At 45.3% G+C, this 11,815-nt stretch carries 14 protein-coding genes; 6 read left to right on the top strand and 8 right to left on the bottom strand.

Going from position 1 to position 11,815, the window contains the following annotated elements; translation table 11 throughout:
• Positions 1-69: 69 nt before the first annotated feature.
• The 5 genes from QUA24_RS27425 to QUA24_RS25790 all read right to left on the bottom strand — a co-directional run bounded on the left by QUA24_RS27425 (position 70) and on the right by QUA24_RS25790 (position 3,091).
• Positions 70-159 (bottom strand): MHYT domain-containing protein, encoded by a 90-nt coding sequence (locus QUA24_RS27425; protein ID WP_445242651.1) that lies wholly within the window; start codon positions 157-159, stop codon positions 70-72.
• Between the two features lie 148 nt (positions 160-307).
• Complete coding sequence (locus QUA24_RS25805) at positions 308-466, bottom strand: hypothetical protein (protein WP_333233158.1); 159 nt, start codon at positions 464-466, stop codon at positions 308-310.
• Between the two features lie 4 nt (positions 467-470).
• Positions 471-980, bottom strand: a complete 510-nt coding sequence (locus QUA24_RS25800; RefSeq protein ID WP_333233156.1) for a SpoIIE family protein phosphatase — start codon at positions 978-980, stop codon at positions 471-473.
• A 563-nt stretch (positions 981-1,543) separates the two neighbouring features.
• Positions 1,544-2,119 (bottom strand): DUF6658 family protein, encoded by a 576-nt coding sequence (locus QUA24_RS25795; RefSeq protein WP_333233154.1) that lies wholly within the window; start codon positions 2,117-2,119, stop codon positions 1,544-1,546.
• 234 nt (positions 2,120-2,353) lie between these two features.
• Positions 2,354-3,091 carry a DUF2993 domain-containing protein gene (locus QUA24_RS25790; protein WP_333233152.1) on the bottom strand — a complete coding sequence of 246 codons (738 nt, stop codon included), beginning with the start codon at positions 3,089-3,091 and terminating at the stop codon, positions 2,354-2,356.
• 276 nt (positions 3,092-3,367) lie between these two features.
• Here QUA24_RS25790 and QUA24_RS25785 point away from each other — a divergent pair, with 276 nt between their 5' ends.
• From QUA24_RS25785 to QUA24_RS25765, 5 genes are all read left to right on the top strand, one after another.
• Positions 3,368-4,777 (top strand): HD domain-containing phosphohydrolase, encoded by a 1,410-nt coding sequence (locus tag QUA24_RS25785; RefSeq protein WP_333216009.1) that lies wholly within the window; start codon positions 3,368-3,370, stop codon positions 4,775-4,777.
• Positions 4,778-4,878: 101 nt separating this feature from the next.
• Positions 4,879-5,472: a pentapeptide repeat-containing protein gene (locus QUA24_RS25780; RefSeq protein ID WP_333233150.1), complete on the top strand. Its 594-nt coding sequence runs from the start codon at positions 4,879-4,881 to the stop codon at positions 5,470-5,472.
• A gap of 127 nt (positions 5,473-5,599) precedes the next feature.
• Positions 5,600-6,355 carry a DUF2993 domain-containing protein gene (locus QUA24_RS25775; protein ID WP_333233149.1) on the top strand — a complete coding sequence of 252 codons (756 nt, stop codon included), beginning with the start codon at positions 5,600-5,602 and terminating at the stop codon, positions 6,353-6,355.
• Positions 6,356-6,590: 235 nt separating this feature from the next.
• Positions 6,591-6,881, top strand: a complete 291-nt coding sequence (locus QUA24_RS25770) for a DUF1816 domain-containing protein (protein ID WP_333233147.1) — start codon at positions 6,591-6,593, stop codon at positions 6,879-6,881.
• A 265-nt stretch (positions 6,882-7,146) separates the two neighbouring features.
• Complete coding sequence (locus QUA24_RS25765) at positions 7,147-7,422, top strand: DUF1816 domain-containing protein (protein ID WP_333214935.1); 276 nt, start codon at positions 7,147-7,149, stop codon at positions 7,420-7,422.
• Between the two features lie 162 nt (positions 7,423-7,584).
• On the opposite strand, the gene QUA24_RS25760 is transcribed toward QUA24_RS25765, so the two are convergent.
• Complete coding sequence (locus QUA24_RS25760) at positions 7,585-8,595, bottom strand: J domain-containing protein (protein ID WP_333214933.1); 1,011 nt, start codon at positions 8,593-8,595, stop codon at positions 7,585-7,587.
• A gap of 891 nt (positions 8,596-9,486) precedes the next feature.
• On the opposite strand from QUA24_RS25760, the gene QUA24_RS25755 reads away from it, so the two are divergent.
• On the top strand, positions 9,487-9,690 hold the full coding sequence (locus QUA24_RS25755) for a hypothetical protein (RefSeq protein ID WP_333084483.1): 204 nt from the start codon (positions 9,487-9,489) through the stop codon (positions 9,688-9,690).
• 224 nt (positions 9,691-9,914) lie between these two features.
• Here the strand turns inward: QUA24_RS25755 and QUA24_RS25750 are convergent, their stop codons facing one another.
• Positions 9,915-11,204, bottom strand: a complete 1,290-nt coding sequence (locus QUA24_RS25750) for a glucose-1-phosphate adenylyltransferase (RefSeq protein WP_333084485.1) — start codon at positions 11,202-11,204, stop codon at positions 9,915-9,917.
• A 184-nt stretch (positions 11,205-11,388) separates the two neighbouring features.
• Positions 11,389-11,685 carry a hypothetical protein gene (locus QUA24_RS25745; protein ID WP_333233145.1) on the bottom strand — a complete coding sequence of 99 codons (297 nt, stop codon included), beginning with the start codon at positions 11,683-11,685 and terminating at the stop codon, positions 11,389-11,391.
• Positions 11,686-11,815: the final 130 nt, after the last annotated feature.

Genomic DNA, 11,815 nt, shown 5'->3' with positions numbered 1-11,815 from the left:
ACTTTTGTTACCTCTGTGGAAAAAATCCTGAAAGAATTTGGAGAAAACTATGTAATTAATTTTGTCTAGCTACTTAATGGGTAAATAGCAGGCGATCTCTACTGGCAGGTGATAAGCCAGCATTCCTATCAAGTGCATTGCCCAGATGCCCGTTCCCATTGTCAATGAACCGCAAATCAACCAACGCACGCAAATATTTTTACCTTTTTGGGAGTCATTATCTCTGTTAATTATAAGGTGGTCTAGGGGGCAAGAATGGCAATAATGATGGAAAAGATGACTAGCAAAAAATCCTATTTAACTACCATTAATAAATTAGTCTCCTAAAAATTATGACTGTGACTACAGCTTTGGAGTTCTCTTGAGATTCACCCTCTTTTGGGGGACTGCGTTTGAAATATCTCACCACCTCTTCGTAAATTTGACTGCTAAGGCGATCGCCCCGCCGATCATTTTCCCGTTTCATGTCATCAGTTTACTGTTTTGAGGTATTGGTGATCGCTGTAAACAAATGCGGCTGCTTGAGGCTTTGAGTCTGTTTCTACGCCTAATTCCCTCCGCTTCAAAACCAACAAACTGATGTCATTAAACAATTTTTGATGGTCGATATATCGTCGCACAGCGTCAATCACCGCTTGCTTGATTTCTGGTACCGACAAATGCCAATTTTTGCTAATGAGTTCACACATCGGCTCAACGCCATATTGTTTTTTGTGAATGTCTTTTGCTTCGGGAATACCATCGGTATATAGCACTATACAACCTCCTAGCTGTAGCTCAATTGAAATCTGACTGATGAACTCAGCAATGTCATCGTGGAGGCAAATGGGAAAACCTAAATCCATCGTGTCGATACGTTCAACCTCTCCACCGTTTCGCACAATAATTGTTTCTTCATGCTGACGGCTAATGCTGACGAGCCCTTGGGAGTAATTTAAAATCCCTAGGGTGAGGCTTTTGTGAAATTTCATGCGCTGCACGTTTTTGTAAAGGGTAAAGATTTTACGGGGATATCAGTTAACTAAGAATAATTCACTCTTTTAACTCGTGTGGGAGCTATCTAGTATTTTATGTAGGCGTCATTACAATACATTACTTCTTTACGCGTAAAAGTGTTTAGGCTCTTTCCTGGCTCTGTAAAATAATCATAAAATTTAAGTTGTGTAACGAAACTTTCCTTGACCTTTTTAACTAATTTACTCCGAACAAACGTCTTGTTTAGCACAGCTAGTCCCTAGAGTCGCTCACGGAATCAACAATCCCGTCAGTTTAATTTATGGTAGAATAGTTCATGTTAATCGATATATTTTAGTAAATTTATTTAACCTGATTAAAATTTACCCTGCTTACTTTAGGAAATTCCCCGCATAAATCCCATAAAATGTAATATATATTGCTGTGTGTCATATCAAAAAAGTATAAAACACGTAAATTTTTAAAGCAGATAGCCTATCTACAAGCATTTATTTAGTTTCTATAAATTATATTATTTATGTAGGGGCTAGTTTCAGACCGCCCCTACATCAGTTTTGGTTCTGCTAACTTATTTTTGCAGCGGATTGAGTTTCGTAACCGAGCTTTCCTTGGCATCTTCAGCGCTATCTTTGAGGAAACCAGAAGCATCCTTAAAGGCGGCGCCTACTCTCTCTAAAATATTGGCATCGGGATCGCTGCGATCGAATACGGGTTGAGCCTTAGCAGGTTGTCCGTCTGGCGCTTCTAAGAGACTTTTATCTCCGCCGAGTTCGAGGTCCAACTTGTCAGTTTCCATCGGTGCAGAACCCGGATAAAGCAGCTTTGAGGAATTAGATTCAGCGGTAGTCGAGGCCAGGAGACGATCGCCCACGATCGACAAATCAGCCCGATTCTTTTGTGCTTGAGCAGGCGACTGATTTACTTTAGGATCGGTGGATGTTTTATAATTCGTGTATCCATCACCGCCACCCTTGTGAGGGTTATTCATTCCTCCAGCTTGAACGGGAGGATTCTCAGGCCGAGCACCTCGAACATCGCCCGCATTGCAAGCGGTACTGGTAAACAGCAGCACACCTGCCATAAATACAGTCAAAAATTGACCGATACGCAGTCTTTTAAAAAAAGCAGTTACTGTTGTGTTCACAAAATTTTTCCAATTTTTTACTACTACTTGTCAAGAGTAAAAGTAAACTCCCCATGCCTGCCTCTAACGGCGGTGATATTTTTGTGCGGGTTGGTATCGAATTTTTTATAACTTTAGAGGGATTTCATAAACTGCGGAGATTTTTCCAAAGCAAAGCATAATGGTAGGATGCGCCAGTTCTAATAGTTGCTTGACTTGACAAGCTTTTTTATTTCTGACACACCCTACAATCTCCTAATTAGGGAATTTTTCAACTTTCGCTTCAGCTTGCAAAGTCAGCACACCAGCTTCCACATTTAGCTGCTGAATTCGCAGGGACATTCCCTCAAGTTCAAAATTTCGCAAGTTTAAAACTTCACCAGCTTTGTCCGCCAAAGCTTCAGTTAACTCCGGCGAAAATTCCTTGTTTTCCGGATACTCGACATCCTGAAGAGAAATTGCCCAACCGCCCTCTGCGATCTCAGGTTTTGACGTAAAATAAATTTTTTCCGTAGAGGCAGTTTCCCGCACCAATACCTCAGCAGTTAAAGCGATTTTTCCGGTTAGCAATTGGCACTCAATACTTTTAACGTCTATTGTCCGCAGTTGTCCGTCAACAGTAACTTTTAAGTTTTTCAGTTTCCTGCTGATGTATTCGGAATTAAAAGCGCGGTTGATATCGCTTTCTGTTAAAACTGCGCGTGCCGCACCGAAGGCAGGGCCGTTCAGTTCAATTTTGCCAAACATAGCGGTCAGGGGATTGACAGCAATATCCTTTATGTGAATTTGCAAATCTTCCACGCGCAAATCTTGTTGCATTACCAAGCCTGTGCCCTCAACCGCAACGGCCTCTACTGAACCCTGGGCTAGCTGGATCGGATCGGTGTTAACTGTCACAGACAAAGTTTCGGATTCGTCTAATTTGCTCGAAATAGCAATCTCGGCCACTTTGTCGATCGCCTGTTCCCCTAAACTCCTATTTTCTTGAAGCACGCTCAGAATTCCTAATAATTATTGTTTTAAAAATAGTAGTTAATACTTAATTGAGTTAGCGTCTTCCTCTTGGCAGGTTTCTCGTCTTAAAAAAACTCAGCTAAAGACAGAGGGTTTCCAGAAAATTACTAAAATTAATCAGGTACTATTCGGCGCACTCTACATTGACTCGGTTGCGAAGCTGTGAAAACTCAAAAACTCGGATTTTTGCCAAAAGTCTTTTCTAGAAGTTCGATCGCCCGCTACAATAAGTAAGAGCCGGCACCGCTTTTTGCAATGAATTCAGAATCAACTCTCGCTAGACTACAAGCTACACTTCCCGACGGAAAACTGCCTTCTAGCTACGGGGTATACTTCAAAAACACCCTAGTAGCCCTATGTCACGCCCTAGAAGACCACATTTTGCAAACCAGTGGCGGGGACAAAAGCGAACTCCAACCCTTAGTTTTGGTAACGTTTCAGCAGGGTAAATGGTATTTACAGGAAGCCGATCGCTACCTAGATATTGCTAATGCCTCTCGGCGCGTTGTCATCGGTGCAGTAGCCGACAGCGGTTTCGCTACCCACAAAACGGGTCAATTAGAAAATGTATCTTTAATAAATCTCGATGAGAGCGACCCCCTAATCCAAGAATGGAATTTAATCATCGTCGCCCCCACATACAAAGCAATGGTGCTTTGCCGCGAACTTTCAGCCGAGGAATACTTGCCCGAGGGCAAGCCAGAAGTCGATACAGAACGAAAGTTCTACGGTTTGTGGTCGTTTGACCAGTCTTTGGTGTCGGCCTCGGCAGAAATTTTTATAGAACAGACGCGACATTACAACTCCCCGCTAGCCGACAGTTTGCTGGAAATGTACCACGAAATCCTGGCAACCAAAGGCCCGCCCTTGGCAGATATTAGTGGCGTGGTATCGCGGATAGTCACTTACCTGCAAAGTTCTCAGCAGCAAATGGTGGCAATTAACCGCCAAACCCGCGAATTGTGGGAATTGGAAGGTCAAGCTTTGCGCGTCAGCCGCAATTTGAACGCTAACAAACTTCAAGCTTTTCTGCGGATGGCGCAGCGCGTGGACGAACGCGATACTGCAAATCCCACAGCGTCTTTACAGGTGGCAGCTTTGTCGGAAACTTTGGGTCAACTGCTGGATTTGCCGGCTTTGCAGTTGCGGAGGCTGCGGCTAGCTGGATTGCTGTTTCGAGTCGGCTTAGTTTCTGCGCCGAATGAGGTGTTCGATCGCACTCCCGATGCTTTTGACCAAGCAACTTTCTCGTTTTGGCGTGATCGCAGTTTCATTGGTTCCCAACTGCTGCAAGCAATGCCGGAACTAGCACCGGTAGCGGAAATTGTCAAGCATAAACTCGAATATTGGGACGGCAGCGGCAGGCCAGAGGGTTTGCGAGCCGAAGCGATACCGATGACTTCGCGGATTTTGGGGTTGGTCGCTTATTTTCAAGAACTGACTCAACCGCGTGGCGATCGTGCGGCTTTGAGTTTGAGCGAAGCTTTGGAAGAGTGCCGCGAACTGTGCGGCACTCGCTTCGATCCGGCTTTGGTGGAAACTCTGGGCAACGTCGTCAGGCTGGCAGAAATGGGTTTGATGGAGTTACCAACTCGCCCAAGCCAACTGCCTAACGTGTGGTTGGAGGAGGGCGATCGAACGACCTCGGCCGCTCCGGCATTATAAAATAACTCGACTGTTGACTGTTGACTGTTGACTGTTGACTGTTGACTGTTGACTGTTGACTGTTAACCAACAACTGACAACCAACAACTGACAACTGACTAATGACTAATGACCTCGAAGCCATACGCAAAGGCAAAATTTTGATGTTGGCCGGCACTGATTTAGCCGGCAAAGACTTAGCGGGAGCCGATCTCGCCGGTGCTAACTTGTCTCAAGCCAACTTGAGTGGAGCTAATCTCGCCGGCGCTAACTTGCAGCGGGCCGTATTGCGAGCCAACCTCCGAGGCGCTGACTTGAGCGGCGCTGACTTGCGAGGCGCAGATTTTCGCAATGCCGATTTGCGGGGCGCTTCCTTCGCTAACGCTTTAGTCCGCGACGCAAGTTTTGGGGGTGCTTTTTTGACGGCGGCATCCATCGGTAATTTGGATTTGAGCGGTGTCGATTTGCGCGGTGCCGATTTGCGGGGCGCTGCTTTGGCTAGGGCAATTTTGCTTGGTGCCGATTTGAGCCATGCCAATTTGTCCGGCGCTGATTTGTCGGGAGCTGACTTGGAAGAAGCGATCCTGAATGGAGCCGTACTGCGGGGCGCTAACCTGACGGGGGCTAATTTGCTTTGCGCCAGGATCGAACAAACCCTTTGGGATGGAGCGTTGCTCGATCGCGCCTGTCTCCAAGGCACCCCCCTGAGCCCTTAAATTTCAACAATGTTGTTTTGAAGACAGACAAAAAACAATATCTGCTTATGAGGTGAATAAGCACAAGCTATTTTTACATTTCTTAATATGAGGTTATAATGGCGACTGTAGATGAGCAAACGAATAAATGGTAGCAGCTTTGTTTAGCGGTACATCCTTTCAAGGTCAAAGTGGCGATCGCCTTGTTAGTAAAGTAGCAGGAGCTGCGATCGCAGCCTTATTCAAGCGTTCTGAAAAGGCCGAGGCCAACATCCGAGTCGAACCAGTAGCCAAACTCTTGCAGGGAAGCATCGACGGTTTCGACTTCGTTGGCAAAGGTATGTTGATGTACAACGGCCTTCGCATAGAAGTGATGGAACTCTACCTGCAAGCACTCTCCATTGATTTTGGAGCGATTTTTGCAGGTCAAGTGAAATTACGGCAGCCTACCCAGGCAAATATGCGAGTAGTCTTAAGTCGATCGGATTTAACCACCTCATTCAATACACCTTTTGTAGTTGAAAAACTCCAGAAGCTGAAGTACCAAGAGCAATCTCTGCACTTTCAAAACACTGAAGTCAGCTTCGGAACCGACAAATCAATTCGGCTTCAGTCCGAAATTACCGTAGGCGATGCCAGCGAACCGGTCAACATAGATATTACAGCTCAGTTGCAAGTAGAAGACAGACGCAAAATCCAATTTGTCAGCGTTACTTACGGCGGTGACGAGCAAGCAGTAGACTTGGGCCAAGCTATAATTGCCCACGTAAATAACTTGCTAGACTTAGACAAATTTGCCTTAGAAGGCACTCAACTGCGAGTAGACCGCTGCCGAGTTCAGAACGACGAGCTGGTTTTCTACGGTTGGGCTGGTATCGAACAGTTCCCCAAAGGCAAGCGCTAAACCTCAGCAGGCTGAGGTTTGCCCAGCCATCAAGTTTGGAAAAAGAGCATTTTTTAGTTAGCAAACAACCCGCACCGGCGGGTTTTGCTTTAGATTTTAGATGGCAAGAAAAATCTAAGATCTAAAATCTCGCATCTAAAGTCGATCGACGCAAAATCAGCACTGAGGTTGATTTGATTGGGCAAATTATTTTGATAGATTCAAATAATAAATTAAACCACTCTCAAGAATAAAGATGCTCGGATTTTATTTATTTTGTATCTACGTCGCAGTCTTGTCCGTGTTTGCCGGGCCGGGCCACCGCCGGTCTGAGAAATGGTGGGTAGAAATTGTCACCGATTTGCCCCACTGTACCTACTATTTTGGCCCCTTCGATACCGACAAAGAAGCTTCCAGCAATACTCCAGGCTACATCGAAGACTTGGAAAGCGAGGGATCTCAAAGGGTTAGTATCCGCATCAAACGGTGTCAGCCTTCGCATCTTACCATTTGCGAAGAAGAAGTCTCAAAAACTGTAGCGATTTAAGGATGTTGAGTTTTGAGTTAACTCAAACCTCAACAAAAATATAAACACACTCTTCTTCTAGTCCTTGCCTTGCGGACTTTGTATGTCTAGCAGTGACTTACAGCCACCCAGCCTAAAACTCTTCTCCACCGAAATGCTGATTTTAGACAGCAGCTACTCTCAAAAACTACCTGCGTCAAATCAGCACTGAGGACGATCCGATCGATCCCCTGGCGTTGATAAATTGAGAAGAGTAAAAACTACTTAAGTATTCCCAGAGGTAAATATGTTTGAAATCTCTATGTTGGGTATGTTTTTCACGGCTTTTTGGCTATTAGCTCAACCTGCTAGCACTACTCGACGCGACGAATGGTGGGTAGAAGTTGATACAGATTCACCAAAGCGTACCTATTACTTTGGGCCCTATGACAGCAGAGAGGAAGCTTCTGACAGATCGACCGGCTACATCCGAGACCTGGAGAACAAAGGGGCTAAAAAAATTACCATCAACCTCAAACAAGGTAGCCAACCTACTCAGCTAAGAGCTAGCGAAGAGTCTTGAGAAGGTTGGAAAGTGCAAATTACGGGCGAAGAAAAGTTGACTTATTAACAGGGTTTTTTTCAAATGAGAGCGCGCTTGCATAAACTAGGGACACAAGAATGCTGTGTCCCGATGAAATAGTGAAGAAAGAATCTTATTTGCGTCCGAGAAATGCACGCTTTTTCAAAGCACCATCTGATTGAGATTACTGCGAGGATTAAAAGTGCGATTTGCTTTGAGTTTTTCATAGCATTCGCGTTCTACACTGCTAATTTCTTTCGGTGGCACGATCGCAATTTTGACCAACAAATCAGTCCGCTCGTTTTTCTTCGGTTTCGGCCATCCTTTGCCTCGCAACCGCAAAGACTGACCCGAACGAATCCCGGCTGGAAATTTCACAGTGATCATACCTTCAGGCGCCGGCACTTCAATTGAAGCTCCCAACACCGCTTCGTCAGGAGTTATTGGCACTTCGCAGACCAAATTCTCTCCCTCAAACTGGAAGAAAGCGTGAGGCAAAACTTCTAATTTTAGGTACAAATCTCCCTGCTGCTTCGTGTACGGGTCAACTTGACCTTTGCCTTTTATCCGGATTTTACTGCCGGTTTTCACTCCTGCTGGAATCGAAACTTCGCCCGTGGCGACTCGCTTAGAAGTTCCGCGAAATGCTTCCCCCAAAGTCAGGGAAACCACCACCTCGGTGTCGAGAGAGCTGACTGCGCTGCGGTTTTCGTACCCCGCGAAATCTTCAAATCCGCCAAAACCTGTGGGCCCGCCGCTGGTGGTGCGGTAGTTACTGTAATTCCACTTGGCGTTGCGGGCATTACCCGGACTACTACCTGCGCGACCTAGCAAGGCATTGATAAATTCGTCAAAACTGCCGTACTCGCTGAAGTCAACCCCGCCAAAGTCTACATTCGTACTGCCCCCGCCGGGCCATCCGCCTGGAGTTGTGGCAGCTTGCTTCCAGTATTGACCGTATTGATCGTATTTTTTGCGTTTTTCAGGGTCTGAGAGCACTTCGTAAGCTTCGTTTACTTCTTTAAAACGAGCTTCTGCTTCTTTGTTGCCGGGATTCATGTCCGGGTGATATTTGCGGGCTAGTTTGCGGAAAGTTTTTTTAATTTCGTCAGAACTGGCAGTTTTGTTGAGTCCCAAAATAGCGTAATAGTCTTTAAAATCTGTTGCAGCCATTAAGCAATCCCCTCTTTATTAGTTGTTATTTGTTAGTTGTTAGTTGTTAGAAAGAATAAATCCCAAATTACCTGCAGGATGGCGCATTAGTATAATGCCAGGAGCCGAAGTGCCTGCGGCATCTCATTCAAATTATAGGTTATCAAAGGTTTGGACTCGATCGAGTTCGGTTGTTGCTTGGCGTTCGATCGCAATTTCCGCACTCCGCTGCTGTTTAAGATTTTATAGCATTCAGCTCTCTCGTGCCCAAGGGAGCTGAAGCACCAGCCTCTAGAAATGCTTTTGGCATTCGACAACACAAACAATAGCTTTCATCAATTAAGAACGTCCTTACCCTCTAGGGCGTTGCTATACCTGTGAGCTTTGAGACGGTGAAACTCCTGCGGCGAATACTTTTGGGCAGTTATGAGGCTTACGACTTTCGGGAGGCTGCAGCCCCGTTGAGGTGAGGGGGGAAAGCTGCTGCTGTTGCGGGTGCGAGCCTAGGAGGGTTGACTGGCGTGGACGATGAATCTTTTTTTGGTCTTTTTTTCCGGGGCGCGGTGCGATGGCTACGCCCCGGCTTACGCCTACGAACTTCTCGATATGAGCTTGATCACCCAATCCAAATCTTAGCAGGTTTCCATCAGCAAGTTCTGTCAAATCTGGTTTATGAATTGTGACTATATAATACCCTAAATTGCGCCGTTTTTACACAAAATTTCTAAATATTTTTTATTCACCCCACAGCCCTGCTAGAAAATTTTATTTTGACAACCTCTGAATACATTTAAGTCAAAGTAATATTACATAATTTCTCCGCTGTCTGTTAGCTAAATCACACATTTTTATAAAACATTAAGATAGGATAGTAGAGCGATAAGCTTTTAACGCTACTAGGGTGCTAACATTATGAATTATTTGCTAAGTTGGCCTTGTGGCTGCTGCGACGATTGGAAAGATAGTTCCGAGAGTGCTGTGGTACTCAGAAACGGGCAGCGCATTTGTCAGTCGTGCTACCAGCGCAAATACAAGAATCAGAAGCTATTCGCCAGACGCAGGCGAGCGGACATATCTGTATCGCGGCAGACAGTAACAGAGACTGTCGCTTATTAATAATGCGCGAGCCTTTGAATAAAGCCAAGTATTTCGACAAACTCGCATTAGCGGTGGGAATTAATAATCAACAAAAAAAAATGAATTTCGTCATCAGTCATCAGTCATCGGTCATTGGTGATCTGTCACTAATTTCATTATGTATCATCAGTCACTTGAAAAGCAGGTAACAGATTTTAACTTAAAAAACTAATGACTGACGACTAATGACTAATGACTAATAACTAAATGATAGTTCCATCAGGAATCGTGGCATTTTTCAGAACTACGATGATGCCGCTGCGGATGTAAAAACCTTGGTTTTCGCGGTTGGCTTCTTCCACTCGGTCTTTATTAATTATTTGAACATTGCGGCCGATGCGAGCATTTTTATCCACAATCGCGCGGCGAATTGTAGTATCTGCACCGATACCAAGGGCGACGCCGCCGTTGTCCAAACTCGAATGCCGTTCTGCGTCGGGTTCGTAGAAGTCAGCACCCAAGACCAGGGTGTCTTGAATCGTACATCCAGCTTCAATGCGCGATCGAACTCCCAACACAGAATGGTCGATCCGGCACTCTTTGAGAATGCAGCCTTCAGCAATAATCGATTCAGTCACGTGAGTATTTAAAAGCTTAGTCGGCGGCAAGAAACGCGGGCGAGTGTAAATTGGCGCCTTTTCATCGTAGAAACTAAAAGGCGGCTGAGGCTGTTTTGTCAGAGCCAAGTTAGCATCGTAAAAAGCCTCAATGGTTCCGATATCTTCCCAATAATCGTCAAACAAATAAGCTTGAACGTTGTGGTCTTTTGCAGAATTCGGAATTATCTCTTTACCAAAATCAGTTTGGTTTGGAGATTCTTTCAGGAGTTTAATCAGAACTTCTCTTTTGAAGACGTAAATCCCCATCGAAGCAATGTAAGGACTTTCCTGAGCCTGCTGCGCTGTCAATCCCAGTGTAGTAGTATCCACCTGCATTTGTTTGAGCGCATCGCCTTTTGGCTTTTCGCTGAAAGAAACAATGCGGCCGGTGTCGTCGATTTTCATCAAACCAAAATCCGACGCCCGCTTCTCGTCCATAGGCAAAACCGAGAGGGTGATATCCGCGTTGGTTTCGCGGTGTCTCTGCACAAACTTCTGGTAGTCCATGCGATAGAGGTGATCGCCCGAAAGAATCAAGTATTCATCAACGTCCCACTGTTCTAGCAGCGAGAGATATTGGCGAACTGCATCGGCTGTCCCTTGAAACCAGTTGGGGTTTTCCTGAGTTTGCTGGGCGGCGAGCACCTCGACAAATCCCTCGGTGAAGCCGGAAAACTGGTAGGTGCGAGAGATGTGACGGTTGAGGGATGCCGAGTTGAATTGGGTGAGGACGTAGATTTTGACTATTTCCGAGTTTATGCAGTTGCTGACAGGAATATCGATGAGGCGATATTTGCCTGCGAGGGGAACTGCGGGTTTGGCTCGCAGTTTGGTTAGGGGGTAAAGGCGGGTGCCTACACCGCCACCGAGGATGATGGCTAAAACTTTTTTCAAGGAACTTTCTCCCTAGGGTCGATTAACTCTCCAAGTACAGTGTCGGATGGTGAGGGCTTCTTGACAAGGGGGGGGAGCAAGGAAGTTTTGAGTTTTGAGTTAGGAGTTAAGTCGTTTACACAGAAACCAGGTTGTTTAATCCAAATACTTCTTCAAACTCTCAATAAGAGTTAAAAAATCAGGTTTAGAAGAGTTGGAGTGTGTCCGGGGCTGGAGTTAGGAGCTTTGAGTTGTGAGTTAAAATACCCATCAATCCATAATGGATATTTAAAAAAGTTTTGAGTTGTGAGTTAAAATACCCTTCAATAAATAAAGGCAGTTTAAGGAAAGAATAAGGTTCGGGGTTTTGGCTGTTAATAACAAGTTTTTTGGGTAAATTCCCCGTTTTCACAATTTCTCGATCGAGGCTCATGGTGCTGTTGTTCTTTTTCAAGGCAGGTCGATCGCACTGCCACGGGCGCTGACGCTCTTTATGGGCCATTCCTCGCGCTCTGGTTATGCTTGCATGTGATCCGCTTCTTTTTGCTGGCGTTCCTGTTAAGTAGTTAGACAGAATTAATTACACAAATACATAGTAGAATGATATTCCAGGCAAAATTATGAGTTAATTA

This window comes from Microcoleus sp. Pol12B5, assembly GCF_036701335.1.
Lineage (GTDB): Bacteria > Cyanobacteriota > Cyanobacteriia > Cyanobacteriales > Microcoleaceae > Microcoleus.
This window is presented reverse-complemented; position numbering and strand designations above follow the sequence as displayed.

What these genes read in the sequence shown, in the direction of transcription:
- QUA24_RS27425 (WP_445242651.1), bottom strand. Translation starts at nt 159, where the DNA reads ATGGGAACGGGCATCTGGGCAATGCACTTGATAGGAATGCTGGCTTAT.
- QUA24_RS25805 (WP_333233158.1), bottom strand. Translation starts at nt 466, where the DNA reads ATGAAACGGGAAAATGATCGGCGGGGCGATCGCCTTAGCAGTCAAATT.
- QUA24_RS25785 (WP_333216009.1), top strand. Translation starts at nt 3,368, where the DNA reads ATGAATTCAGAATCAACTCTCGCTAGACTACAAGCTACACTTCCCGAC.
- QUA24_RS25780 (WP_333233150.1), top strand. Translation starts at nt 4,879, where the DNA reads ATGACTAATGACCTCGAAGCCATACGCAAAGGCAAAATTTTGATGTTG.
- QUA24_RS25775 (WP_333233149.1), top strand. Translation starts at nt 5,600, where the DNA reads ATGGTAGCAGCTTTGTTTAGCGGTACATCCTTTCAAGGTCAAAGTGGC.
- QUA24_RS25770 (WP_333233147.1), top strand. Translation starts at nt 6,591, where the DNA reads ATGCTCGGATTTTATTTATTTTGTATCTACGTCGCAGTCTTGTCCGTG.
- QUA24_RS25765 (WP_333214935.1), top strand. Translation starts at nt 7,147, where the DNA reads ATGTTTGAAATCTCTATGTTGGGTATGTTTTTCACGGCTTTTTGGCTA.
- QUA24_RS25760 (WP_333214933.1), bottom strand. Translation starts at nt 8,595, where the DNA reads ATGGCTGCAACAGATTTTAAAGACTATTACGCTATTTTGGGACTCAAC.
- QUA24_RS25755 (WP_333084483.1), top strand. Translation starts at nt 9,487, where the DNA reads ATGAATTATTTGCTAAGTTGGCCTTGTGGCTGCTGCGACGATTGGAAA.
- QUA24_RS25745 (WP_333233145.1), bottom strand. Translation starts at nt 11,685, where the DNA reads ATGGCCCATAAAGAGCGTCAGCGCCCGTGGCAGTGCGATCGACCTGCC.